This is a genomic window from Chryseobacterium sp. CBo1 (assembly GCF_001693475.1).
Taxonomy (GTDB): domain Bacteria; phylum Bacteroidota; class Bacteroidia; order Flavobacteriales; family Weeksellaceae; genus Chryseobacterium; species Chryseobacterium formosense.
Genome location: NZ_MAUH01000067.1, coordinates 42,511 through 67,540, shown reverse-complemented (window position 1 = coordinate 67,540; position 25,030 = coordinate 42,511). Strand labels below are relative to the sequence as shown.

Genomic DNA, 25,030 nt, shown 5'->3' with positions numbered 1-25,030 from the left:
TTTTGGGTAGTTTTTTTGTTATCTTTGTATTCTGTGCCGGAAGTCAGATGTTGGGTGTTGGATGTTTACGAAATAAAATATTATTGTTGTAAGCATCCAACATTTAACATCGTGCGTCCGACAATAACTAAATTCCGAAAATTCATACATGAGTTGGTTTAAAAATATTTTTAAAAAAGAAGAAAAAGAAACTTTAGATAAAGGATTGGAAAAATCGAATCAGGGTTTCTTTGAAAAAATGACAAAAGCCGTAGTCGGCAAAAGCAAAGTAGATGACGAAGTTCTGGATGATCTGGAAGAAATACTTATCGCTTCCGATGTAGGTGCTTCTACGACCATCAAAATCATTGAGAGAATTGAAGAGCGAGTCGCAAGAGACAAATATGTCGGTGTAAACGAGCTCGATAAAATTCTGCGTGAAGAAATTTCAGGACTTTTATTGGAAAATCCTCACCGAGGAACCGGAAATATCGATTCTTCGAAAAAACCATACGTCATTATGGTTGTCGGGGTAAATGGTGTAGGAAAAACCACTACTATCGGAAAACTTGCACATCAGTTTAAATCTGAAGGGAAGAATGTTGTTTTGGGAGCTGCAGATACTTTCAGAGCTGCTGCGGTAGACCAGCTGGTAATATGGAGCGAAAGAGTCGGTGTTCCGATTGTAAAACAGGAAATGGGTTCAGATCCTGCTTCTGTGGCATTCGACACTGTACAAAGTGCAGTTGCTCAAAATGCGGATGTTGTTATTATTGACACCGCGGGAAGACTTCACAATAAAATTAACCTGATGAATGAGCTTTCAAAAATCAAGAGAGTGATGCAAAAGGTGATTCCTGATGCTCCGCACGAAATTTTATTGGTTCTTGATGGCTCTACAGGACAAAATGCTTTTGAACAGGCAAAACAATTTACGGCAGCAACAGAAGTAAATGCTTTAGCGGTAACAAAACTTGACGGAACTGCGAAAGGCGGAGTCGTTATCGGAATTTCAGACCAGTTCCAGATTCCGGTGAAATATATCGGTGTGGGAGAAAAAATGCAGGACCTTCAGCTTTTTAATGGTACAGAGTTTGTAGATTCATTTTTCAAGAAGAGGTAAAAATTACCTTTCTAAAATATAAACACAATACTAACATTAAAAAAAAATTAAACTATGGGAATTTTAACATGGATTATTTTTGGTCTTTTGGCAGGAGCTATTGCTAAAATGATTATGCCTGGAAAACAAGGTGGCGGATGGCTGATTACGATTATTTTAGGTATCGTAGGAGCATTTATTGGCGGACTGGTTGGAGTTTACGTTCTTCACTGGGGCGACGTAGATTCTTTCTGGAATTTCAGAAGCTGGGCTCTCGCTATCGGAGGCGCACTAATTGTTCTTTGGCTATATGGAATGGCAACAAGGAAATAAAATTTAAATAAAAAAATAAAATCCCGATCTGAAAATTCAGATCGGGATTTTTTATGAAACAATATAATTTAGTTGATTTTGATTCTGTAAGGCATTTCCATTTTCACCTCAGATTTTAGTTTCTTATCGGTAAGTTGCTCAAGAATTTCATAGTTTGCTTTACCAATTTTGTTTTTAATAACTCTTGCAGAAATATCGTCTTCATTCATATCACTGAAGATTTGTTCAAAAGCTGTCATTTTCTTAGGATAAGAAGCAACATTATAAGATTTAAGATTCGCCTTCTGAGCTGCAAATTTCACAGCATCATTTAAAGTTCCCAGTTCGTCTACCAAACCTATTTCTTTTGCACGAACACCACTCCAAACTCTTCCGCCTCCTACACTATCGATCTGCTCAAAAGTTTTCTTTCTGTTTTGCGTTACAAAATGTACAAATCTTTTGTAAGTTCCTTCAACACTTCTGGTCATCAAATTCACTCCATACGGTGTAAGACCGTGCAATGAAGAATAATAAGCCGAATTCGCATTGGTAGCAACAATATCGGAACGAACTCCGTTTTTATTAGCTATTTCCTTGAAGTAAGGCAGAACTCCGAAAACACCGATTGATCCTGTCAAAGTATTCGGCTCCGAATAAATTTTATCTGCACCCATCGCAATATAATAACCACCTGAAGCAGCATAATCACCGAAAGACACAACAAGAGGTTTTGTTTTTTTCAACTGCTGAAGCTCAAACAAAATCTCATCCGATGCATTTGCGCTTCCACCAGGAGAATTAATTCTTAGAACCACAGCTTTCACCTTCTTATCTTCCTGAAGATCTCTGATATATTTAATGTATTTTTCAGAATAAATTTCGTTGTATTCATCACCGCTGTTGATAGAACCTGAAGCATATAAAACCGCTACTTTATCACCAGAACTGTCTTTATCAGTAAAAGAATCTATGTATTTCTGAAGCGAGATCTTATTAAGCTTATCCTTATCACCAAGCTTAAGTTTTGTCTTGATCATTTGATCATACTCGGTCTTCTGAATAAGTTTATCCGCAAGTTTATATTGTAAACTCAGATCAGGAATCATTCCGTATAAACTGTCGACAACCGTTTTAAAATCATCAGCGCTCATTTTTCTCGAGGCAGCCATTTTAGCTGAAGTGCTTCCCCAAATATCATTGAGTAAAGTACTAAGCTGCTCTTTATTTTCAGGAGAAATATCGTTTCTAAGGAAAGGCTCTACTGCCGACTTGAATTTGCCATGACGGATCACTTCAATTCCGATACCGTATTTTTCAGCAAAATCTTTAAAGAAAGTAACTTCAGTCGCCAAACCTTTCAATTCAATTCCACCTGATGGATTTAAATAATACTGATCAGCAACAGATCCTAAATAATAAGAAGCCTGAGAAACTGCATTACCATAAGCATAAACAAATTTTCCGCTCTTCTTGAAATCTTCAATGGCATTTCTCAGATCATCGATCTGTGTAGTTCCTGCATTAAGATTATCGGCTTCAATACTGATTCCTTTGATATTATCATCATCTTTTGCTTTATGAATAGCTTCCACAGCATCATAGATCAGAATATCGGTATTTTTATCTTTAATATTAAAAATATTCTGCTGCTCTTCTGTAGGACTATCTATAATAGACGTTTTCAGATTAATCGTTAAAACAGAATTCTTTTTTACAGATACCGATTTCTCACCACCCATTGATCCCAAAGCAATCATTACAATAAAAAAGAAAAAAAACACGAAGCATAATATGACTATAGCCACTATATTTGCCAAAACATTTTTAAAGAAACTCTTCATAAACAATCATTTTCCGATATGTCGCAACATAAGGTGGTTTTGTTACTCGGAAGTAACATTGGTGACCAAAAAAAAAATATTGATACCGCTCTGGATAGAATAAGTAAGAACTGTTTAATATTAAAAAAAAGTAAATATTTAACTTCTGATCCTGTAGAGTTTGCCAGTTCTAATATTTTTTGTAATATTGCATCAATAATATCTACTCACTTATCACCTATTCAATTGCTTGATTATGTGAAAAAAATAGAGATCGATATGGGGCGTACAACAGACTCTACAATCTCGAAAGTTTATACAGACAGAATCATTGATATTGATATAGTGAAGTATGATGAGCTAGAATTCACATCAGAAAGGTTAAAAATCCCTCATAAGAAACATCTTTTTGAAAGGGAATTTTCAAGGATATTATTAAAAGATTTTAATTAAAAACAACAAATAAAACATATTGTATGAAATTAGGTTTATTATTATTGGCCGCTTTGCCTATTGCTACTTATGCTCAGGACAGTATTTCTGTAAATTCTACCAACGAATATCCCAATACTTTTTCTTCAGGGTCTTCAAATGTTCAAAAATTTGACAACAAAGCAAGAAGATTCAGAGACTGGTCTATTTCCGTAGGTGGTGGTGCTGCATTTATGGCCAACTCGGATCTTTCATCTTTTTATGATAAGAAGGTCAACTGGGGATATAACACTTATGTCAGCATAGACAAGCAGATTTCACATACTTTCGGATTGAGTATTATTTACCAGAGAGGTGAAACCAATCAGAAAGGAATGATGGATGGCGCACGTGGGCAACTTGCCGGCGTAGGAGTTGCAAAGACAAAGTACAACCAAATTGCCGTACTAGGAGACATTAATTTTTCGAATCTTTTAAGAAGAGTTGACAATTATTCTACTTACAGATGGGCATTCCATGGTTATGGAGGTTTAGGCTTAATGAATTACAACACATCATTACATGATAATGATGAATTCAGATGGAGCACATCACCTAAACGCGCACCATTATTCATTGATCAGAAATTAGATCTTAATTCTCTTTACTATCAGTTTGGAGCAGGTCTTAAATTTAATGTTTCAAAACTTATTGATATTGAAGCCAGAGCAATGTACATTATCAGTGGTGATGATGAATTCGATGGCGGCGGATGGGCTGGTCCTGCAGATTACGATCCTGCAAGTAGCAACTCCAAATATAATATGATCAACGACAGAAGATCAGATAACATGTTTACTGTAAATTTAGGTGTATCATTTAAATTAGGAAAACAAATGTCTCACCTTGCTTGGCATGATCCTTTACAGGAAGCTTATTACAGAATGAATGTATTGGATAACAGTACAAACGAACTTGTTGTATGCGAAAAAGGAGATAATGACAACGACGGTGTTTGCGATGATTGGGACAGAGAGCTTAATACTCCTGCAGGAGCAAGAGTTGACGGTGCTGGTGTAGCTTTAGATATGGATCTTGATGGCGTAATCGACTTGTACGACAAGTGTGTTACGGTTCCTGGTTCACCTGATAACAATGGCTGCCCTACCAACTAATTTGCAATCACAACATATTCATTTAATTAACAAATAAAAAAATACACTATGAAATTAAGTTTAGCAATTGTTGCCTTAGCATTGGCTGTACCTACAGTGAGCTATGCACAAGATTCAATAGCCGTAGCTTCTACAGACGAATATCCAAATACATTTTCTTCAGGCTCTGCAAACGTTTCACCTTTTACACAAAAATCTAAAAGATTTAACGATTGGGCAATTTCTGCCGGAGTTGGTGTTCCACTTTTACAGTCTGGAGATTTAACATCTATAAAAAACGGTAACGGTAAAAACCTATTTGGTTATTCTGCTTATGTAAGTATTGATAAAGCAATTACTCATGCTTTTGGAATTAATCTACAATACGACAGAGGAGAAACAAGACAGGGTTGGTTCAATACAAAAGATGCAGCTCCTGCTGATTTAAGCCAGGTAGGTGCAAGAACTCAATATGATGCAATCTCTTTATTAGGAGACATCAACTTCTCAAATCTTTTAAGAAGAGTTGATAATAAATCTACTTACAGATGGGCACTACACGGATATGGAGGTATTGGTACAATAGCATACAGAGCTTATCAGAAAGATGCTACCGGACAAAGACTTATGACGGAAATTAAACCGTTTAAACTTGGTTCATTCTTCGGACAAGCTGGTGCCGGAGTTAAATTTAAAGTAAACAGAAGAATAGATCTTGAAACTAGATTGATGTATGTCTTCACAGGTGATGATGAATTCGATGGTGGAGGTGCACAATACAGTGCTATCAACCAACGTGAAGAGCAGGTTTCTGATAACTTCTTCAACGCTACAGTTGGTGTTTCTTTAAAATTAGGAAAACATGAATCTCACTTAATGTGGCATGATCCATTGCAGGAAATCTATTACAAATTAGATGTTTTGGCTAACAAAAACCAGGATATTGAAGTTTGTAAAAAAGGAGATGCTGATAACGATGGTGTTTGCGACGATTGGGACAGACAGCTTGATACTCCTGCAGGTGCAAGAGTTGACGGTGCTGGTGTAGCTTTAGATACAGATCTTGATGGTGTAATCGATCTTTACGATAAGTGTGTAACTGTTCCTGGTCCGGTAGAAAACCAAGGATGTCCATTGACACCTACGACTACTGAGCCAACAGGACCTGTTCAAGAATCTGTAAGCAATATGGAAGGAATTGAGTTTGATTTAAATTCTGACAGAATTTTACCATCAAACACACCAATCCTTAACAATGCTGTAAACTATATCAATTCTTCAAATGGTACTTATACTGTAATTGGAGCGACTGATACAAGAGCTTCTGATGAGTACAACCAAAAACTATCTGAAAGAAGAGCAAACAGCGTTAAAAATTATTTAATTAAAAACGGTGTAGAAGCTTCTAAACTGAACGCTGTAGGTAGAGGTGAAAAAGACCTTAAATATCCTGAGTGTGATCCTGCTACTAAATGTCCTGAATGGAAAAACAGAGCAAACAGAAGAGTTTACTTCGAAGCTAAATAATAAAATTTTCTTATTATAAAATTAAAGTCACGCAATGCGTGACTTTTTTCGTCCCGATACTTTTATTACATTTACCTTATGATTTCTCCACAAGATTTTAATGAATTAAAAAACAAAACCCTGAAGCATTTTTGGGGATACGATCATTTCAGAGATTCGCAGGAACAAATTATTAACTCTGTGATCAACAGAAAAGACACATTAGTTCTGCTTCCGACAGGAGCCGGAAAATCTTTGTGCTATCAGCTTCCTTCATTATTGCAGGAAGGAACCTGTCTGGTTATTTCTCCTTTGTTGGCATTGATGAAAGACCAGGTCAATCAGTTAAAATTCAGAGGAATTGAAGCAGAATATCTAAGCTCGGAATTGGATGAATTTGATGCGGAAGTTATTTACAACCGTTGTAAAGATGGCTTAACGAAATTATTGTATGTTTCTCCGGAAAGGCTTACCAATAAATTGTTTATTCAGCAAATGGAAGAAATTCAGCTGTCATTTATTGCGGTAGATGAAGCGCACTGTATTTCAGAATGGGGACAGGATTTTAGACCAAGCTATCAAAACATTAAAGATTTCAGAAAAAACAATCCAGAGATTCCATGTTTAGCTTTAACGGCAACGGCAACCCCGAAAGTTCTGGATGAAATTAAGAATAAACTAGAGCTTAAAAATCCACAGATATTTCAGAAGAGTTTTAGAAGAGACAATATTAAAATATTCTCAGAGGAAGTTTCAGATAAATATCAAAAGGTTTTCAACATTCTTAAATATGCAAAGGAGTCGGGAATTATCTATGTAAGAACCCGAAAAGAGGCAGAATTACTTACCGAATTTCTTCACCGAAATAAAATTCAGAATGTTGATTATTTTCATGCAGGATTATCAACCAAAGAAAAAAATGAAAGACAGAATTTCTGGAACAACAGCGACCAAAATGTTTTGATTTCTACCAATGCCTTCGGAATGGGTATTGACAAAGACAATGTACGTTTTGTGATTCATTTCTCGCCTTCACAATCGATTGAAAATTATTATCAGGAAATTGGTCGCGCCGGAAGAGACGGCAAAAAAAGTTATGCATTCATGTTGTGGAATCAGCAGGAGATTTCAAATATTGATCAGATCTTAAAAAATCAGATTCCTAACAAAGCTGAATTTTTAAAAATAATAACTTATCTATATTCTAAATTTCAGATTGCAGAGTTTGAACTGCCCGAAAAAGTTTTTCAATTAAATACTTCAGGGATACAGAGTTTCACCAAACTTTCAACAGCAAAAATTAAAAATGTTTTAAATTTTCTTCACACTCAGGAAATCATTTTTTATAACAGTAATAAAAGCTTGTCATCACTTGAACTTTTAATTAAACCGGATGAAATCGATCAGCTTCCCGCCAAAGATGCTTATTTTATTGAACTTTTACTACGCTCAGTTTCTGGAATTACAACACATAAAGTGATGTTCAGCGAACAAAAAGTGAGTGATAAAATCGGAGTAAGCATTCATCTGATCAAAGAACGTTTAAAAGAACTTCAGCAAAAAAATTATCTTGAATATATCGATGGTGCTTTGGCTTCCGTAAAGTTTCTAAAACCTCGTGATGAAAGGTCAAACGGTGGAATTTACTGGAAGCTTTTTGAACATATTCAGAAAAATAAAATTCAGAAATGGGAAGAAATGAAGTTTTATATTGAGGATCATCAATACTGTAAAATGAAACTTATTCTCTCCTATTTTGGTGAAAAGAATTCTAAAAACTGCGGTCAATGTGCCGTTTGTGAAAAAAACAAACAATCTATTTTCGGGAAGAATGTTTCTGATGAAATCGTAAAAGTATTAGGTAAAAAGCCTGCAACAATCGAAGAAATATCGGTTCAGCTACAGTTTCAAACTAAAGAAAATATTTTAGAAAATTTAATATTCTTACTGGATTCGGGAAAAGTGAAAATGCTGAATTTTAGAACATACGCTTTAACATGAGTAATTGATAATAAGTAATGGAAATTCATAACGCTTAATTTCTAACTTATAACTCAAGAGTTTTATCTTTGTACCATGAAATCATTGAAAGTCGTTTTTTTAGGTACTCCAGAGTTTGCAAAGACCTCTTTGGAAGCTATTCATCAATCCCATCACAAAGTTGTAGGCGTTGTAACGGTTGCCGATAAAGCAAGCGGACGTGGACAAAAAATTAATCAATCGCCCGTAAAAGTTTTTGCAGTAGAAAATAATCTCCCGGTTTTTCAGCCTGAAAAATTAAGAAATCCTGAGTTTTTAGAAGAACTAAGAAAATTAGATGCCGATGTTTTCGTAGTGGTTGCTTTCAGAATGATGCCTAAAGTTTTGTTTGAAATGCCTAAAATGGGAACTTTCAATCTTCATGCTTCATTACTTCCTGATTACAGAGGCGCTGCTCCGATTAATTATGCCGTAATCAACGGTGAAGAAAAAACAGGCGCAACCACATTTTTTATCAATGAAAAAATTGATGAAGGAAATATTTTGCTACAGGAAGAAATTCCGGTTTTGGAAAACGAGAATGCGGGACATCTTCACGACAGATTAATGGAAATGGGCTCAAAATTAGTCGTAAAAACTTTGGACGGCTTAGCTGAAAACTCAATTACAGAAAGACCTCAACCTCAGGTTGAACATCCTAAAAATGCCTATAAAATTTTCAAGGAAGACACAAGAATCGACTGGTCGAGAACATCAAAAGAAGCTCATCAGTTTATTTTGGGAATGTCGCCTTATCCTGCAGCTTTTACCACTTTAAAAATTGGCGAAGAAGAAAAAGTATTAAAAATATACGGCGGAAAATTCGAACTTTTAAATCATGGAAAACCTGTCGGAAGTTTAGAAATCTCCAAAAACGATTTTAAAATCTACACAAAAGATGGAGTTTATTATCCTTTAGAATTACAGCTTGAAGGTAAAAAAAGAATGAATATCAAAGATTTCCTGAATGGGTTCAGAAATTTTGAAGAAATAAAAATGGCTTGAGAAATCAAGCCATTTTTTATTGTGAATGGTAAAAAGTCAATTTTGCTTTGCAAGTGAATTTAAATCTAATCAAAAATTGACAACGAAGTGAATTCACCATTGACAATTCACTATTAAAGCTGAACCATCTCTGTCACCTCAACGTCATATCCTCCAACCTGAGGTTTTACATTAGGATTCTGAGTGATTACTTTAAATTTATTGATTCCAAGATTTTTAAGAATCTGTGTTCCGATCCCATAATCTCTGTAATTGAACGCCAAAGTAGGATGCTGCTGCTGTCCGTCCTGATAATTCAGGAACTGCTGCAATTTTCTTAATGTATTTTCAGAATTTGAAACGTTGTTGATGAAAATTATCGCACCTTTTCCAGCCTCATTAACCATGTTGGTTACTTTTTCCAATAAAGGTTTTTCGCCATTATTCAGTCTTGTCAGTACATCAAAATAAGAATCTGAAGACTGTACTCTCACCAAAACAGGCTCATCAACCGTCCACGAACCTTTCGTTAATGCAAAATGGATCTGATCATTAGAAGTTTCTCTGAAAGCAAAAAAATCATACTCTCCATAAGCGGTATTTACTTTTCTTTCTTCAAGTCTTTCGATCAGGTTACCTTTTTTAAGCTGATAATGAATCAGATCTTCGATGGAAACGATCTTCATATCATGCTTCTGAGCAAATGCATAAAGTTCAGGTAAACGAGACATTGAACCATCTTCATTCATGATTTCACAAATAACACCACCTTCTTTCAAACCTGCAAGACACGTAAGATCGATCGCAGCTTCAGTATGCCCTGCTCTTTTTAGAACACCACCTTTTCTAGCACGAAGCGGGAAAATATGACCGGGACGCATAAAATCTGTAGGTTTAGATTTTTCATCCATCAAAGCTAAAATTGTTTTCGCTCTGTCACTCGCAGAAATTCCGGTAGAAGTTCCGTTTCCTAAAAGATCGACAGATACGGTAAAAGCAGTTTCTTTTGGATCGCTGCTTCGGCTCACCATCACATCAAGACCCAGCTCATCACATCTTTTCTCAGGAAGCGGCATACAGATCAAACCTCTCCCATGGAATGCCATAAAATTGATGATTTCAGGCGTTGTCAATTCAGCTGCACAAAGAAAATCTCCTTCATTTTCTCTGTCTTCATCATCTACAACTATGATTATTTTACCATTTTTAAGGTCTTCAATCGCCTCAGGAATAGTATTTAATTTAATATCAGACATTTTTACTTTAAATTTTCGCAAAGATACTTAATAAAATAAGCATCGACAATTAATATCAGTGGTTTGTTTTAAGCCATAAATTTTAACCACAAGAAGTTTTTAACACATGAGTCACATTAGTTTTAGTTTAAAATATTGAAAACACTTTAGAACATATAAGATTTGAAAATCAAAGATTTTAACAAACCGATTGTAACTCTCCCTCTCAAAAATCTTTGATTTTTTCCCTAATGTGTTCTAAATATTTTCAATCCAAGAAAAAATCTTTGTGACTTATGTGCTATCCAACTAAAGAATTTTTCGCTTTCCTAATGATTTCATATGACTCCAATCTTTTCTGATGGTCGTAAATGTGAGAATTAATCATCAGTTCATCAACCTGATATTTTTCCTGAAAGTTTTTAAGCTGCTCTGCAATTTCTTCTTGGTTTCCAATAAAACTGAACTTTAATTTCTGTAAAACCATCGATTTTTCCATGGCTGACCAAATTTCGTCCATATCTTCAACCGGAGCAGGAAAAGGTTTTCTGTCGTTTCTGATGATGTTGATAAATGCCTGAAATAAAGTAGTCGAAAGAAAATGTGCTTCTTCGGAAGTTTCTGCAGCAACTCCGTTCACACAAGCCAAAACAAAAGGTCGATCTAAATATTTCGAAGGTTCAAAATGTTCTCTGTAAATTTTAAAAGCCATATCCATCTGTTCGGGCGCAAAATGTCCTGCAAAAGCATAAGGAAGTCCCAACTCGGCAGCCAACCACGCGCTGTCTGTGCTCGAACCGAGAATATACATCGGAATATCTAAACCTTCACCAGGAATCGCCCGAACCAAAGCGTTTGAATTTTCTTTCGAAAAATATTTCTGCAATTCTAAAATTTGTCTTGGAAATTGTTCATTAATGATTGCAGGATTTCTACCCAAAGCTTGAGCCGTCAAACCATCGGTTCCGGGAGCTCTTCCCAAACCCAGATCGATTCTTCCGGGAAAAAGCGATTCCAAAGTTCCGAATTGTTCGGCAATCACGAGCGAACTGTGATTCGGAAGCATAATTCCACCTGAACCGACTCTTATTTTCTTTGTTCCGTTGGCAATAAAACCAATCAGAACGGATGTTGCAGAACTTGCAATGCTTTCCATATTGTGATGTTCGGCAAGCCAGAATCTTTTATAATCTAAATTTTCAGCGTGATTTGCCAAAGACAAACTATCCTGAAAAGTATCGTGAATGGTCTTTCCTTGTTTTACGGGAGCAAGATCAAGCACGGATATATCAAAATTTTTCATTATAACTAATTTGAATTAACAAATTTAAAGCTAATAAACTGCATTAGTTACTTTTTGTAATTGATGGAATTGATTGGGTTGTTGTGGGAAAAACTATTGGAAAATGAGTTCTAATATTTAAACTTTTATTTAGCGAAAACTCTATTTTGTATATTTGACTATATATAATTATATGAGTAAATTTAATAACAATATTGAATTCATCATCAAAACCCAAAATTCTAAAGTCAGTCAAGAAAGTATTGTTCATAATAAGAATTCGAGAAGAAATAAGATTAAATTAACTTCCGCAGAGTACAATGATTTAATTATTATTTGGAGTTTATCACAGTTTCAGAGACAAATGCATTATGATGGAATCGAATGGCAATACCAATCATCTAGAAACAAATTAAATAATGGATTATTGGCTGAAAACATTTTAACTTTGCTAAATTCTGAAATAATTTTTGAAAATTATTTACCTAAAGAAAATGACTTTTTGAAAATTTGGTTAGAATATAAACACACTAAAAACCATAATAAATCAAGACCTTATATTGGCGATTTCATTTCATTCATTTATAATAAGGAATGGAAAATAAACAATGGTTTTGATCATATAAACTTTGAATATGAAATATTACAAGAAGGTGAAATAAAAATTTATTAGTTATTCTTCTCCTTCTGATACGTAAAATGATTAATCAAAATCCTGATTTCATTAAATTCAAAATTACTTGGTAGAGCATTTTTCCACTCTGTCAGATTTTCTTTTGGATTTTTGTAAAACATTTCTTCAAACGCTTTTATTTTATCGGAAGTGATGACTCTTGAAATATCCAGTAAGCCCTGTTCTGCAAATTTGGCAAGGTGACCGATGATGGTTTCTTTTACCAAACCTCTTTCCAAAGCAATTTCTGAGATGGTTTTCCCTTCCTCAAACAACTGAAAAGTAAGAACCTGAGACGGAACTTTTGCAATTTTCATGCTGACTTCCTTATCATTTTTTTCGTCGAGAAGTTTGGTTTCGAGCAAATGAATTTCTTTTAAACTGTTCAGATATTCTTCAATATCTTCCAACCAATTTTTAAGCTCTTCATTGTATTGCTTTAAGCCTTTTGCACCTTTTATTTCGGAGTAAAAATCTTTTAACGGATTAAAAACCTTGTCTCTGATTTCGGTAAAAAAGAAATTCACAGCGCCTTTAGATTTACTTTCGATCTCAGTCCATTGTTCTTTATTCTCAATAAACAGATTCACTTTTTGGAAAATTACCCTCTCTAATTTTTCGAAAATCTTTCCTAAATTTAAAACATCACGCTTTAACTGAAGATACAATTGATTAGATTTTGTACGGTCGATGCTTTTGGTCACAATTGAAAGATTATTCCATTGTTCTACTTCTTTTAAAAACCATTGACAATCTAGTGTACGAAGCAGTTTTCTGATGCTGTAATCGTATTTTTCCTGATTTAAGATATTTTCAACGTTATCATTTGCCTGAGTTTCACCCTGGAATTTAAGAATCCGGTTATCTTTAAAGATAACATCGGGAGTAATTTTTGATTTTAAAACAATTCCTTCCAAAGTACGACAACGGGACAATGCCACATAAACCTGACCTGCCGTAAAACTTTTTCCGGCATCAATGATCACTTTATCAAATGTCAAACCCTGACTTTTGTGAATCGTCACCGCCCATGCTAATTTTATCGGAAACTGCTCAAAGCTTCCCAAAACTTCTTCCTTGATATTTTTATCGGTATCGAGCGAGTATTTTTTCTGTTCCCAGACTTCTCTTTTTACAACGATTTCTCTTTCACTTCCTTCAAGAATGACCTTGATTTCATTTTCATCTAATAATGAAATTTCACCTAATTTACCATTGAAATATTTCTTTTCACCTGAAATATCATTCCGAATAAACATCACTTGAGCACCAATTTTTAATTCTAAAAACTGATCATTAGGAAACTGATTTTCTTTAAACTCACCAAAAAGTTTAGCTTCATACGTACTTGGACTGACTTTTATATCTTTCAGTTTTTCCTGATTGATGTCGTCTGCCATTTTGTTGTGCGAGCAAAGATAGACGTAAGGTTCATCGCCTGCTTCAAAACCAGGATCGTATCTTTCATTCAGATGATTAAAATCGATATTGGCAACATCTCCGTCACGGATTGCATTTAATATTTCTAAAAATTCCTGATCGGTTTGGCGGTAAACTTTCGTTAATTCAATCGTGATTAACGGAATATCTTTAATTGCCAAACTATCGAAAAAGAAAGGCGAATTGTAAAACATTTTCAAGACATGCTCATCTCTCACCACCGGCGGAAGCTGATACAAATCTCCGATGAACAACATCTGAACACCACCAAAACGCTGATTATTTCTACGGATAAATCTCAGAGAAAAATCCATCATATCCAAAACATCTGCACGAAGCATCGAAACCTCATCAATGATCAAAACTTCAACTTCTCTTAAAAGTTTAAGCTTATCTTTTCTATATTTAAAATGTTGCTGAAGATCAATAATATTGTTGGCGATATTGCTATCAATACGATCTGTTGTTGGCAAAAAAGTACGCAAAGGCAAACCAAACATCGAGTGAATGGTAACTCCGCCTGCATTGATGGCAGCAATTCCGGTGGGCGCAACAACAATGTGCTTTTTTTTTGTTTTCTTTACAAATTCGTTAAGGAATGTTGTCTTACCCGTACCCGCTTTTCCCGTAAGAAAAACGCTTCGGTTGGTATATTCTATTAAGTCAAAAAAATGATTATTCATCGCCGGCAAAATTACGGAAAAACTGCTTAAGGAATAAATTTTGATTACCTTTAAAAATTAAATTAACCAACTTTACAATAATCAAACCCAATATGAAAAACATTATTATAAGCTCCACGATAATATTATCGATAACAGCAATCTCACTAAGCTCGTGCAAATCAGCAAACAGCGACACTTCTACTTTACCAAAAGATATTTCGGAACGACCTGCCGATGAAAACAGCCAAAAATATGACGAAGCCGCTCTGGAAAAAATAAAAAGTGCCATAGAATCTGAAATCGCAAAAGAAAAATGCACAAGAAATGCAGACTGGGCTTTTGCACCCATCGGTTCTAAAGCTTGCGGCGGACCTTCAGGTTATATTGCTTATCCGAAGAAAATAGAAACTTCCATTCTTCCTAAAATAGAAAACTATACTCAAAAAATGTCAGAATTCAATAAAAAACACAATATTACTTCCGATTGTATGATGGCTCCGGAACCCACTTCTGTAAGATGTGATAACGGAAAAGCAGTTTTAGTGTTTTAATAAGAGCCAAGGGAAAAGTTAAAAGTAAAAATTTCTGACTAAACCAATCAGAACTTTTTTTATTTAAATCTCTCGCTGATTTTGCAGATTACGCAAATAATCGTTTTAAAATAATCTGCGAAATTTGCTAAATCTGCGAGAAAAGCAATAAGTTTAGGTTAAAGCTGTTGAAATTATCTTCATAAAAAAACGGGCTAAAGCCCGTTTCTATTGATAAAATTCATTTGAAATGCTTTGTGATTTCAAAACTAAATATATTTTTAATCTTTATACCAAGAAGAATACTTTACATAATTATCTGCAATTCGGTTCACTTCACCTTCCAAAAGTGCCGCTGAAATATCTTTTATTTTTCTTGCAGGAACTCCACCCCAAACTTCTCCGGATTTGATATGCGTCCCCTGGGTTACCACAGAACCTGCTCCCACAATAGAATTTTCTTCAATTGTACAGTCATCCATCACAATAGAACCCATCCCGATTAAAACATTGTCGTGAATTCTGCAACCATGAACAATCGCATTGTGACCGATAGAAACGTTATTTCCGATTTCTAAAGGAAATTTTTCGTAAGTACAGTGTAACATTGCATTATCCTGCACATTTACTTTATCTCCCATTGTAATGTAGTGTACATCTCCCCTGATTACGGCATTATACCAAATGCTGCAGTCTTTTCCCATCGTTACATTTCCGATAACCGTTGCCGTTTCTGCCAAAAATGTATTTTCACCAATTTGCGGTGTTTTTCCTAAAAGTTCTTTTATAAGTGCCATTTAAATTAATTTGAAAATTTGATAATGAGTTAATTTGAAAATTAAAGTATGAAATCACAAATTGCAAATTACAGTGATAGCAAAAATCTAACTTCCAACACCCAGCTTCTAAGTTCTTATCCGTATTTTTGTATTCTCAAATTTAACGAAAAAATGCGTACGATACTTATAGAGCCAACAGAAAACCCGAAAGTGATGAAATTTGTAGCTGATTACAATCTGATTCCGGGGTCATTGGAGTTGGACAGAGATTCAGATATATCAGAAATTCCTTTAGCACAGGAACTTTTCAATTATCCTTTTGTGGAAAGAATTTTCATTACTGCCAATTTTGTGGCGATTGCAAAACAGGACACTGTAGAATGGGAACACGTTGCAGAAAGCCTTAAAAATGTAATAGAAGATGAGCTTTTAGCCAACCCAAGAATTTATTTGCAGAAGAAAAAAGAGATGTATGAGATTTATGCTGAAATGACTCCCAATCCGAATGCAATGAAATTTGTTTCGAGCAAAATGCTGATGGATGGTTTTGTGGAAGTAAAGTCGAGAAACGAAGCTCAGGGAGTTCCTTTAGCTCAGGCTATTTTTACTGAATTTGATTTTGCACAGGAAGTTTTTATTTCTGATAATTTTGTTGCTGTTACAAGAGACAATTCTGTAGAATGGCATCAGGTAATGATGGCTGTTCGTGGCTATATTGCAGAATACCTTCAAAGCGGTGGCGAAATTTCAAATATTGAAGCTCAGAAACATGAAAATCCTGTAGAAAAGATCATCAACAGAGATTATACAGATGACGAACAGAAAATTTCGGATATCTTAAACGAATACGTTGCTCCTGCTGTAGAAAACGACGGCGGGAAAATTTCTTTAATGGAATATGATGCTGCCAACAAAACGGCAAAGATGTTGCTACAAGGTGCTTGTTCAGGCTGCCCAAGTTCAACTGCTACATTAAAAGGCGGAATCGAAAATATTTTAAAGCAATTCGTTCCGGATTTAGTAGAAAGAGTGGAAGCCGTAAACGGATAAAATATAAGCAATAAATGATGAGTAATAAGTAATTTGCATGCGGATTATTTATTACTCATTATTCATTACACATTACGTATATATATGAAAGGAATATTATTAGTCAATCTTGGTTCGCCAAAATCTACTTCAGTACCCGATGTACGAGAATATCTTGATGAATTTTTGATGGACGAAAAAGTGATTGATTACCGATGGTTTTTTCGTGCACTTTTGGTTCAGGGAATTATTTTAAATACAAGACCTGCAAAATCTGCCGAAGCGTATAAAACGGTTTGGACAGATGAGGGCTCACCTTTAATTGTCATTACTCAGAAAATTCAGAAAAAACTTCAGAAGCTGGTTGATGTTCCGGTAGAAATCGGGATGAGATATGCTCAACCAAGTATTGAAGCGGGAATTCAGAAATTGGTAGACCAAGGTGTAAGCGATATCGTTCTTTTCCCGCTGTATCCGCAATATGCGATGAGTACAACTGAAACGGTAATTGAAAAAGCGGAAGAAGTAAGAAAAAAGAAATTTCCGGGTATTAAAATTAATTATGTACAACCTTTTTACAATCGGGAAATTTACATTGACTGTTTAGCAGAAAGCATTAAGGAAAAACTTCCTGAGAATTTCGATGCTTTACAATTTTCTTATCACGGTGTTCCCGAAAGACATATTTTCAAGACAGATCCGACCAATACCTGCAATCTGAACGATTGTTGTACTCGAGAAAACAACCCAAGTCATCAGTTTTGTTACCGTCATCAATGTTTTGATGTGACTAATTCTGTGATTAAAAAATTAGGATTGCCAAAAGAAAAAGTAATGGTAACCTTCCAATCGAGATTGGGGAAAGACAAATGGATGGAACCCTACACCGACGAAACATTAGAGACAATTGGTAAAAAAGGAGTTAAAAACCTCGCTATCGTCTGTCCGGCTTTCGTATCTGATTGTCTGGAAACTTTAGAAGAAATTTCTGTGGAAGGAAAACATCAGTTTGAGCACGGTGGTGGAAAAAACTTCCATTACATTCCTTGTTTAAATGATGAAGACCGCTGGATTGATGTCGTAAAAATTCTTTGTGAAGAAAAGCTGAATGAATTTTATTTCGTTTAAAATAAATTTCTTTTAAAAATACATTAAGACACTTAATTTCGGTTCAAGTGTCTTTTTTTATGAATACACCCCATAAAAAATGGGGCAATCTATGATAAAATACATTTATTTAAAAAAATATACTAAATTTTATAAGGGTATGTTTTGTTATTTGATATTTTTTGTTACCTTTACCCTATCAAAAGACAGGGGTTAGTTTTAAAATTGCAAATAATGGATACAAACGTAGAAATTTTAAAAAGAAAGATAGAGAGTTTCACTCCGGAGCTTATCGATGCGTTTACAAAGATTGTAGATAATCTGGAAACTGTTCAGCAATCTGCAATTCCGCAGTTTCATCTTGATGAAGTTTTGTACAGATTGGAGTTTCATTCTGAAAATCCAAAAACAAAGCTTGATTTTTTTGAAAATATGAATGATCTTGAGAAAAACTGTGCGTAATGAAAGTTTTACTGTCATCTATCGCAAAAAATGACATCAAAATGCTGATGAGGGTTTTCAATGCAGAAGAACAGCACAAAGACAAATATTTTCTGAATGATTTAAAAGAATCTATTTACAAAATCCTTAATGATTCTGAAAAAACAGATATAAAAAGCAAAGAAATGCAGGTTTATGAAACTGAAAACTTTCCTGTTCAGATTCATTATCTTTTTGAAGACAACAATTGTCTTTTTATCACGGCAATATTCAAGAGCAATAATTGATAAAGCCTTTAGTAAAGAACTTTTTTGACGTTATTATATAGTTTAATTTTTCTGTTGTGTCTTTCTGAAAGACATATGCACTTTTTTGACAGAACCTTACAGGCATGCAAGCTGTAAGGTTTTGTATTTTATCTCACTGGTGTTCTGAATTCTCCGTATCCTGCTAAACCGTCGTAATTTCTTCCAAATGGTCTGTAATACAAAAATGCCTGGTATAAATTTTCGGTTTGCCAGAAATTACCGTTGATCTCGCCTAAGTTTAAAGTTCCGTTTGCTTCTTTTGTCGCCAGAATATAATTATAGAAACCTTGTTTCAGATAAATCTTAGCAATGTATTTTTTAGACGCTTCATCATAAAGCATCTGATATTCTTTCGTTGCTTTGAAATCATTAAAACCACCGACTATGTATAATTCTTTATCCATCGGATCAGAATCTAATGAAAAATGCACCCAAGAATAATCACCTTCACGATTGGCGTCTCTCTCCAATCCCAGATCGTTTCTTCTGTAATACCAAGCTCCATTTACATCAGGTTGATACTGATAATTTAAAGGATATGCCCAAACCGGATGAAGAAACGTTTGATTCACTCCGTCAACAACTCCCGTTTCGCGAACCATATCTGCAGCCATTCTCATATTTTTGTTGTCGAAATAATAAAATTCATTATTCCCCGGAAACGCAAGATTCAACTGTTGGAAAAGCAATTTATTCCCCATTGTTGAGCTTGGTTTCTGGTTGGTAATCTTCATATTCGGATTGTTGTTCTGCATCACGTTCAGCGTCATAGAATTAACATTCGAAGCCAAATCTCCTGCTTTTGAAACAGCCTGTACTTCTACCCTTTGGTTGATATTCGGCATTTTTGCATCAGCAATTCTAGAAATATTTAAAGCTAAATTTACATTATCTTCATAAATAGAAAACCTCTTTTTAATCAGCGGTTGATCTGCAGAACTTTTATAAACAATTAATTCAAAATTCCCTGATATTTTCGGCTGAATTTTCTCGTTTGGAAAAGTTAATTTATAATGCGTGTAAGGCTGTAATGTATTAAATGAATACTGAAACTGATCCAGCATTGCATTCATCTGTCCGTTTGCAATTTCACTAAAAAACAGATTGTCATCTTCCCAGTTTCTGTCGAAATGTTTAATGGTATAACGATAAACTTCACTTGAATTGGTTAAGTCATCAAAACTCAGGATCAATTGCTGATTCATACCGATAACCGGCGTCTCATCGTTGGTTTGAGGATTAAACAATTGTACACTCTGAATATTCTGCCCGAAAGCAAATGCACCTAAACTTAGTAAAAATATCTGCAACGTTTTCATTCTTACGAAGATAACGAAAAATGCCCATTTTCCTATTATTATTGTATTTTTGATGAAAATTTAATCTCAATATGTTTCGTATACAGCCTTTCGTATTCAATTTTGCAAGTGAAAATACCTACCTGCTTTTTAATGAAAATAAAAATGCATGGCTCATTGATCCGGGAAATATGAATGAGAATGAGACTCAGGTAATTTCAAGTTTTATTACAGAAAATGATTTAAAAATTCAGAAAATACTGCTTACTCATGCACATATCGACCACGTTTTGGGTTTACAATGGGCTTTTGACACTTTTAAAGTTCCGGTTACAATGCACCAAGACGATAAAGAAGTTTTAGACATGTTCCAAATGAGCGGAATGAGATTTGGTTTCCAACTGGATCATATTAACGTTGATATAGAATATGTAAACGAAGGCGATGAACTTGATTTTGACGGAGAAAAATTTAGAATCTATCACGTTCCGGGACATTCTCCGGGAAGCATCGTTTTTCACAATGAAAATCAAAAATTCATGATTTCAGGAGATGTTTTATTTGAAGGAAGCATCGGAAGAACAGATCTGTACAAAGGAAATTACGAACAATTAATTGAAGGAATTAAAACCAAACTTTTTGTTCTGGACGACGAAACTCAGGTTTTCTCAGGACATGGAAATCCTACGACGATTGGGTTTGAGAAGACATATAATCCGTTTTTGAAGTAGAAGGGTTTGAGAGTTAGAGAATACTGAGTTCTTATACCTAGTTCTTCCAATCAGAGCGGAGTGAATGAGAAGTGAAGAATCTTTCTCCCGCAGATTTTCACAGATCATTGTGAATATTCATGAAAACATTTGTGCTTTTCGTTTTTAGAAATATGTTTTGGCTAAAGCCAAATTGAATGATTTACTTTAATTAAACGGACTAAAGTCCGTTCCTATTAAAAACAAAAAACCGTCAGAAAAATTTCTGACGGTTTATCAATTTTATGAAGAAAGTAATTTTAGAAATCCAAAGTAATTGAACCCCTTACTGCAGCACCCATAATCGGCCTTGCCATAATAATTCCGTCTCCGGTTGGAGATCCCGCTCTTGGATCGCCCTCTGTAATTCCTATCGTATTGAAAATATTGGTTCCATCCACAGCAAAACGTATTTTTCCTAACTGATAAGACATTCCCGCGCCAACTTCTGAGAATGAAGGCAAAGTTTGTGTATTTTTCTCATCCTGAAAACGTTTACCATAATAATTCATGCTTACATATGTTCTCCATTCTTTCGTAATATTCACTGCAGGAGAAATATTGAAGTAGAATTTTGGCATTCTTCGTACTGTATTGTCATCATAATTAAAGGTTGATCCGTCTGCATTTCTGCCGGTGAAATCTTTATACTTCGGACTTTGGATGGTTCCGTTGAAAGCCACTTCCAATAAATTATTAAATAATCTTGCATATCCTTCCAATTCAACCCCCATATTCGTAGTATTAGCAAACTTATTTTCTGAAGTTCCATCAGAGAAAACATCGGTAAACGAAAGATTTTTCAAGGTAGAATAGAACGGAATCACCGCAACATCAAACGTTCTTGAATAATATTTATACCCCACTTCCACCTGATTGGTTGTTACAGGTTTTATTGCCGATAAATCATTCATATTGTTGTAATACGCTTCTTCATTCGGAGATCTGAAACCATTGGAAAAACGCGCATATACTGCATTTTCTCTATTGATTTTGTAATTCAGCGCCGTTGTGAAAGACACTCTGTTTACATCAAAATTCCAATACGTATATTTATTTCCTAAAACAGACATATTATCATCGGCTGTCGTAGTATCAAAACCGTGAGTTCCATCCGTTGTCAAGCCAGAATTATTCAAGTTTCCTGTTGTCGTATTTACACCATAACCTTTGTAGAAATCACGGCTGTAACGGATTCCTCCATTGAAACTTAAATTATCTGTGATATTGTAATCCAAATTCAAGTATAGATCATTTAGACTCCCCTGAATCTGGGAATCCCTCACTAGGAAAGACATATCTGTAACTCCGTTATATGTTTTAGAATAACCTGTACTTGTCGGAGATAAAGAAGTATCAACCAAATTCAGAAGCTCTGGCCTGTCTGAGGCTGTGGTCAAAATATTGCTCCAGTTCCAATACTGATGAGATTTCCAATTTGATTTGTAGAAGCCTGCCGTTACATTTCCCTTATCAAATTTATAGTTGAACTGTAAATCGTTCACAAAATTATTCATCTGCTTATCAATTGCCCAGAAACCTAATTCCTGAACATACGCAGGATTTATAACTGCACCTGAGCTAACCGAAGAGTATTGAAAAGTATTTCCTGCAATTCCGTTAGCCAAAGCAAATTCTGCCGTCGTTTTTGGTCCGCCTGCCGGGAAAATCCCGGTATAGTTCATATCGATATTGGTATACCTTGTTTTGTTTAAAACAGAGAAATTGTTACCCAAATCATATTTGAATTCAGCTCCCAACACATCAACTTTAGGATGAATTCCGTCTTCTAAATTTCTGCTGAAAAATCCTCCTCCAGCTTGCGGAATATTCAACTGACTGATATTTCTGTAGCTATACGTTCCGTAATTTGCATCAAAACCAGAAAATTCTTTCAGGTCATTTCCATTTTGCACTAAAGGAATCGGCAAAAAGAATGTATTTCTGTCATCTAATTTTTTATAATATACTTTTGCATATCCTTTATCGAAAACATATTTCAGGTTCATTCTGATCTGTCCGCCCTGATTGGCTTTAAAACCGGTTTTTCTGATTCCGTCGTCTGTTCTGTAAAAACCTCCGACATTAAAGAACAATTTATCCTGAATCAAAGCACCACCAACATTCACGTCAGTTCGCATTAATCCGTATGTACTTGTTTCCAGTTTTGCAGTTCCTTTGAAATCGTTTCCGCCTTCTTTCGTAATGAAGTTGATCAAACCTCCGGGAGAATTCGTTGCAAAAATAGACCCTGAACCTCCTCTCAAAGCTTCCAATCGACTGACAGAATTATCAACTCTGAAAAAGTTATCCGCATTCGCAAACTGTAAAGCTCCGTCTTCAAAAACTGGCAAACCATCTTCCTGAACCTGCACAAATTCATAAGCTCCGGCAGAAGGAATACCTCGTGCGAAAAGGTTATTTCCGACTTCACCACCTGAAGTTTCTACCGCAAAACCAGGAACTCTTTGGAGCAAAGCCGCCGCGCTGATCGGGTTTTGTTTTTGAATTTCTTTTGCTGTAAATGTAGAAATTGCCGTACTCGATTCTATCTTTTTTTTCGGACCGGAGTTACCCGTAATTACAATTTGCTCAATGGATGCCGTTCTTGTAGAATCCTGTGGAGCTTCCTGAGCGTAAGTGTTGTTGAAATAAAATGTTGCAATTCCCGTGAGCAACAAAATAGATTTTTTCGTCATAGCTTTTTTTGAATTTTATAGTTTGTTTAATTTTGTTTTAATTTGAGATAGACCCCATTAGTCCACCCGAAACCATCCTGGTTAGGATATTCTCCTCCACCTGCTACCGTCTCTACGTCGAAAGCATTGTATTTCTCCATCAATTTCCCGGTATTATTATAGACTCTTTCTACATTCGAACACCAATTTTTCTTAATTTTTTCTGCTAATTCATCAAAGCCATAATTTTTCATTGATTGAAAACCTAGCCATTGATAAGGCGCCCAAGCGTTCGGAAAATCCCATTGCTGACCAGAGTTTTTTGTTGTAGTAATCAATCCGCCCTGATAAAGAAATTTCTCTTCAATATTTTTAGCGACAGATTCAGCTTGTTTCTTACTCACTATTTTTAGAAATAATGGATAAAGAGCTGCAACATGTTCAGATGGTGTTGTTGTATTCTTTTTGATATGATAATCTTTGTAAGTTCCAGAAGCTTCATCCCAAAAATATTTATTGATCATCTGTTTACGATCGGCTGCTCTTTTTTTAAAATAGTTTTCTTTTTCAGACAAATTTTGGAGTGATGAAGATTTGGATAGTGTTTTTTCTAAATGCCACAAAAGACAATTCAGATCGACTTCTGCCAAATTCAACGTTTCAATGGTCTTTATACTTTCGCCATCTGCAAACCATCTGCTGGAAAAATCCCAACCCGACTCGCAGGCACTTCTTATGTTTCTGAAAAATTCTTCTCCTGCATTTTCGCTGTCTTCAATATCAATTAGATAACTTTCAGGACGCGGATCGTTTTCTGAATCGAAATATCTGTTGAGAATATCTCCGTTCGCAGTTTTCACCACTCTTTTAAAAGCTGAGTTATTGTCTACATCCTTTTCACCATTCATCCAAAAAGCATATTCTTTTTCTAATGTGTCGTGATATTTTACGTATATATTCTGGCTTTTAGTAATCTCAAAAAGTAAATCGAGCATTAGCGAAAAATACGGAGGCTGAGAACGACTTAAGAAATGAGTTCTGCTCGCATTCGGCACAAATCCAACAGTTTGAATTAAATAAGAACAGTTTTCAATAATATTTTCCATCATTTCCACTCTTCCGGAAACTTGTAAACCCAGCATAATGTAGTAACTGTCCCAATAGAAAAACTCATTAAAGCGTCCTCCCGGAACGATATATGGTTTCGGAAGTTTTAGTAGAGTTCCTCTCTCTTCATAAGCGGTTCTGGTCAGCTCATCCCAAAGCTTTTCTATATGCTCATCAATCGGCAGATGTTTTTCCCGTACAACTGAAGTTTTGGTGTCTAAAAAATCAAAATTTGACAAGACAAATTGCTTCAAATCAAAACCTTCCACATTTTTTTCCTTTTCATACTTGGAATTGATTTCATCAACAGGAAATAACGAAACCGCATCGCTCATTGTTTTTTGATCTTCAAAAATCTGAGACCTTTGAACCTCATCAAAAAGAGCCTGAATTTCGTTAATATATAACTGTTTGTTCAT

At 35.1% G+C, this 25,030-nt stretch carries 22 protein-coding genes; 14 read left to right on the top strand and 8 right to left on the bottom strand.

Annotated elements, in window-relative coordinates:
• Positions 1 to 148 precede the first annotated feature (148 nt).
• Positions 149 to 1,102: a signal recognition particle-docking protein FtsY gene (gene ftsY / locus BA768_RS19035; RefSeq protein WP_034673112.1), complete on the top strand. Its 954-nt coding sequence runs from the start codon at positions 149 to 151 to the stop codon at positions 1,100 to 1,102.
• Between the two features lie 54 nt (positions 1,103 to 1,156).
• Positions 1,157 to 1,414: a GlsB/YeaQ/YmgE family stress response membrane protein gene (locus tag BA768_RS19030; RefSeq protein WP_065722019.1), complete on the top strand. Its 258-nt coding sequence runs from the start codon at positions 1,157 to 1,159 to the stop codon at positions 1,412 to 1,414.
• Positions 1,415 to 1,482: 68 nt separating this feature from the next.
• On the opposite strand, the gene sppA is transcribed toward BA768_RS19030, so the two are convergent.
• Positions 1,483 to 3,237: a signal peptide peptidase SppA gene (gene sppA, locus BA768_RS19025; protein WP_034673108.1), complete on the bottom strand. Its 1,755-nt coding sequence runs from the start codon at positions 3,235 to 3,237 to the stop codon at positions 1,483 to 1,485.
• Between the two features lie 18 nt (positions 3,238 to 3,255).
• Between sppA and folK the strand changes: the two genes are divergently transcribed.
• The 5 genes from folK (at position 3,256) to fmt (ending at position 9,311) form a co-directional block, all read left to right on the top strand.
• The gene (folK, locus tag BA768_RS19020) at positions 3,256 to 3,669 is read left to right on the top strand and encodes a 2-amino-4-hydroxy-6-hydroxymethyldihydropteridine diphosphokinase (RefSeq protein ID WP_065722018.1); all 414 of its coding nucleotides are present in this window, start codon (positions 3,256 to 3,258) and stop codon (positions 3,667 to 3,669) included.
• 23 nt (positions 3,670 to 3,692) lie between these two features.
• Positions 3,693 to 4,802 carry a flagellar motor protein MotB gene (locus BA768_RS19015; RefSeq protein ID WP_065722017.1) on the top strand — a complete coding sequence of 370 codons (1,110 nt, stop codon included), beginning with the start codon at positions 3,693 to 3,695 and terminating at the stop codon, positions 4,800 to 4,802.
• Between the two features lie 48 nt (positions 4,803 to 4,850).
• The gene (locus tag BA768_RS19010) at positions 4,851 to 6,308 is read left to right on the top strand and encodes an OmpA family protein (protein WP_065722016.1); all 1,458 of its coding nucleotides are present in this window, start codon (positions 4,851 to 4,853) and stop codon (positions 6,306 to 6,308) included.
• A 78-nt stretch (positions 6,309 to 6,386) separates the two neighbouring features.
• Positions 6,387 to 8,288 carry an ATP-dependent DNA helicase RecQ gene (locus tag BA768_RS19005; protein ID WP_065722015.1) on the top strand — a complete coding sequence of 634 codons (1,902 nt, stop codon included), beginning with the start codon at positions 6,387 to 6,389 and terminating at the stop codon, positions 8,286 to 8,288.
• A gap of 75 nt (positions 8,289 to 8,363) precedes the next feature.
• Positions 8,364 to 9,311: a methionyl-tRNA formyltransferase gene (fmt, locus tag BA768_RS19000; protein WP_065722014.1), complete on the top strand. Its 948-nt coding sequence runs from the start codon at positions 8,364 to 8,366 to the stop codon at positions 9,309 to 9,311.
• Positions 9,312 to 9,424: 113 nt separating this feature from the next.
• Here the strand turns inward: fmt and ribB are convergent, their stop codons facing one another.
• Together ribB and BA768_RS18990 are read right to left on the bottom strand one after the other, a co-directional pair.
• Positions 9,425 to 10,546 (bottom strand): 3,4-dihydroxy-2-butanone-4-phosphate synthase, encoded by a 1,122-nt coding sequence (gene ribB, locus BA768_RS18995; RefSeq protein WP_034673097.1) that lies wholly within the window; start codon positions 10,544 to 10,546, stop codon positions 9,425 to 9,427.
• Positions 10,547 to 10,826: 280 nt separating this feature from the next.
• Positions 10,827 to 11,828, bottom strand: coding sequence for an LLM class flavin-dependent oxidoreductase (locus BA768_RS18990; protein WP_083206748.1), 1,002 nt, complete (start codon positions 11,826 to 11,828; stop codon positions 10,827 to 10,829).
• A 172-nt stretch (positions 11,829 to 12,000) separates the two neighbouring features.
• Here BA768_RS18990 and BA768_RS18985 point away from each other — a divergent pair, with 172 nt between their 5' ends.
• Positions 12,001 to 12,480, top strand: coding sequence for a hypothetical protein (locus BA768_RS18985; RefSeq protein ID WP_065722012.1), 480 nt, complete (start codon positions 12,001 to 12,003; stop codon positions 12,478 to 12,480).
• Here the strand turns inward: BA768_RS18985 and BA768_RS18980 are convergent.
• Positions 12,477 to 14,603 (bottom strand): helix-turn-helix domain-containing protein, encoded by a 2,127-nt coding sequence (locus BA768_RS18980; RefSeq protein WP_065722011.1) that lies wholly within the window; start codon positions 14,601 to 14,603, stop codon positions 12,477 to 12,479. The genes BA768_RS18985 and BA768_RS18980 overlap by 4 nt on opposite strands.
• A gap of 92 nt (positions 14,604 to 14,695) precedes the next feature.
• Between BA768_RS18980 and BA768_RS18975 the strand changes: the two genes are divergently transcribed.
• Positions 14,696 to 15,136 (top strand): hypothetical protein, encoded by a 441-nt coding sequence (locus BA768_RS18975; RefSeq protein ID WP_065722010.1) that lies wholly within the window; start codon positions 14,696 to 14,698, stop codon positions 15,134 to 15,136.
• A 260-nt stretch (positions 15,137 to 15,396) separates the two neighbouring features.
• Here BA768_RS18975 and BA768_RS18970 read toward each other — a convergent pair whose 3' ends face one another.
• Positions 15,397 to 15,912, bottom strand: a complete 516-nt coding sequence (locus tag BA768_RS18970) for a gamma carbonic anhydrase family protein (RefSeq protein ID WP_065722009.1) — start codon at positions 15,910 to 15,912, stop codon at positions 15,397 to 15,399.
• A gap of 153 nt (positions 15,913 to 16,065) precedes the next feature.
• On the opposite strand from BA768_RS18970, the gene BA768_RS18965 reads away from it, so the two are divergent.
• The 4 genes from BA768_RS18965 (at position 16,066) to BA768_RS18950 (ending at position 18,758) form a co-directional block, all read left to right on the top strand.
• Positions 16,066 to 16,944, top strand: a complete 879-nt coding sequence (locus BA768_RS18965) for a NifU family protein (RefSeq protein WP_065722091.1) — start codon at positions 16,066 to 16,068, stop codon at positions 16,942 to 16,944.
• Between the two features lie 84 nt (positions 16,945 to 17,028).
• A complete protein-coding gene (gene hemH, locus BA768_RS18960; RefSeq protein WP_065722008.1) occupies positions 17,029 to 18,051 on the top strand; it encodes a ferrochelatase in 1,023 nt (340 codons plus the stop codon).
• 213 nt (positions 18,052 to 18,264) lie between these two features.
• Entirely contained in the window at positions 18,265 to 18,492 is a 228-nt protein-coding gene (locus BA768_RS18955; RefSeq protein ID WP_034673087.1) for a hypothetical protein, read from the top strand.
• A complete protein-coding gene (locus tag BA768_RS18950) occupies positions 18,492 to 18,758 on the top strand; it encodes a hypothetical protein (protein ID WP_065722007.1) in 267 nt (88 codons plus the stop codon). The genes BA768_RS18955 and BA768_RS18950 overlap by 1 nt, the downstream gene beginning before the upstream one ends.
• Positions 18,759 to 18,886: 128 nt before the next feature.
• Here the strand turns inward: BA768_RS18950 and BA768_RS18945 are convergent, their stop codons facing one another.
• The gene (locus BA768_RS18945) at positions 18,887 to 20,098 is read right to left on the bottom strand and encodes a DUF5103 domain-containing protein (protein WP_065722006.1); all 1,212 of its coding nucleotides are present in this window, start codon (positions 20,096 to 20,098) and stop codon (positions 18,887 to 18,889) included.
• Positions 20,099 to 20,169: 71 nt separating this feature from the next.
• Between BA768_RS18945 and BA768_RS18940 the strand changes: the two genes are divergently transcribed.
• Positions 20,170 to 20,808: an MBL fold metallo-hydrolase gene (locus BA768_RS18940; protein ID WP_034673081.1), complete on the top strand. Its 639-nt coding sequence runs from the start codon at positions 20,170 to 20,172 to the stop codon at positions 20,806 to 20,808.
• 278 nt (positions 20,809 to 21,086) lie between these two features.
• On the opposite strand, the gene BA768_RS18935 is transcribed toward BA768_RS18940, so the two are convergent.
• Positions 21,087 to 23,525, bottom strand: a complete 2,439-nt coding sequence (locus BA768_RS18935) for a TonB-dependent receptor (RefSeq protein ID WP_065722005.1) — start codon at positions 23,523 to 23,525, stop codon at positions 21,087 to 21,089.
• A gap of 26 nt (positions 23,526 to 23,551) precedes the next feature.
• Entirely contained in the window at positions 23,552 to 25,030 is a 1,479-nt protein-coding gene (locus tag BA768_RS18930) for a trehalase family glycosidase (RefSeq protein ID WP_065722004.1), read from the bottom strand.

Excerpts from the sequence above, each read along its gene's own strand:
- ftsY (WP_034673112.1), top strand. The coding sequence starts at position 149 with ATGAGTTGGTTTAAAAATATTTTTAAAAAAGAAGAAAAAGAAACTTTA.
- BA768_RS19030 (WP_065722019.1), top strand. The coding sequence starts at position 1,157 with ATGGGAATTTTAACATGGATTATTTTTGGTCTTTTGGCAGGAGCTATT.
- sppA (WP_034673108.1), bottom strand. The coding sequence starts at position 3,237 with ATGAAGAGTTTCTTTAAAAATGTTTTGGCAAATATAGTGGCTATAGTC.
- folK (WP_065722018.1), top strand. The coding sequence starts at position 3,256 with ATGTCGCAACATAAGGTGGTTTTGTTACTCGGAAGTAACATTGGTGAC.
- BA768_RS19015 (WP_065722017.1), top strand. The coding sequence starts at position 3,693 with ATGAAATTAGGTTTATTATTATTGGCCGCTTTGCCTATTGCTACTTAT.
- BA768_RS19010 (WP_065722016.1), top strand. The coding sequence starts at position 4,851 with ATGAAATTAAGTTTAGCAATTGTTGCCTTAGCATTGGCTGTACCTACA.
- BA768_RS19005 (WP_065722015.1), top strand. The coding sequence starts at position 6,387 with ATGATTTCTCCACAAGATTTTAATGAATTAAAAAACAAAACCCTGAAG.
- fmt (WP_065722014.1), top strand. The coding sequence starts at position 8,364 with ATGAAATCATTGAAAGTCGTTTTTTTAGGTACTCCAGAGTTTGCAAAG.
- ribB (WP_034673097.1), bottom strand. The coding sequence starts at position 10,546 with ATGTCTGATATTAAATTAAATACTATTCCTGAGGCGATTGAAGACCTT.
- BA768_RS18990 (WP_083206748.1), bottom strand. The coding sequence starts at position 11,828 with ATGAAAAATTTTGATATATCCGTGCTTGATCTTGCTCCCGTAAAACAA.
- BA768_RS18985 (WP_065722012.1), top strand. The coding sequence starts at position 12,001 with ATGAGTAAATTTAATAACAATATTGAATTCATCATCAAAACCCAAAAT.
- BA768_RS18980 (WP_065722011.1), bottom strand. The coding sequence starts at position 14,603 with ATGAATAATCATTTTTTTGACTTAATAGAATATACCAACCGAAGCGTT.
- BA768_RS18975 (WP_065722010.1), top strand. The coding sequence starts at position 14,696 with ATGAAAAACATTATTATAAGCTCCACGATAATATTATCGATAACAGCA.
- BA768_RS18970 (WP_065722009.1), bottom strand. The coding sequence starts at position 15,912 with ATGGCACTTATAAAAGAACTTTTAGGAAAAACACCGCAAATTGGTGAA.
- BA768_RS18965 (WP_065722091.1), top strand. The coding sequence starts at position 16,066 with ATGCGTACGATACTTATAGAGCCAACAGAAAACCCGAAAGTGATGAAA.
- hemH (WP_065722008.1), top strand. The coding sequence starts at position 17,029 with ATGAAAGGAATATTATTAGTCAATCTTGGTTCGCCAAAATCTACTTCA.
- BA768_RS18955 (WP_034673087.1), top strand. The coding sequence starts at position 18,265 with ATGGATACAAACGTAGAAATTTTAAAAAGAAAGATAGAGAGTTTCACT.
- BA768_RS18950 (WP_065722007.1), top strand. The coding sequence starts at position 18,492 with ATGAAAGTTTTACTGTCATCTATCGCAAAAAATGACATCAAAATGCTG.
- BA768_RS18945 (WP_065722006.1), bottom strand. The coding sequence starts at position 20,098 with ATGAAAACGTTGCAGATATTTTTACTAAGTTTAGGTGCATTTGCTTTC.
- BA768_RS18940 (WP_034673081.1), top strand. The coding sequence starts at position 20,170 with ATGTTTCGTATACAGCCTTTCGTATTCAATTTTGCAAGTGAAAATACC.
- BA768_RS18935 (WP_065722005.1), bottom strand. The coding sequence starts at position 23,525 with ATGACGAAAAAATCTATTTTGTTGCTCACGGGAATTGCAACATTTTAT.
- BA768_RS18930 (WP_065722004.1), bottom strand. The coding sequence starts at position 25,030 with ATGAACAAACAGTTATATATTAACGAAATTCAGGCTCTTTTTGATGAG.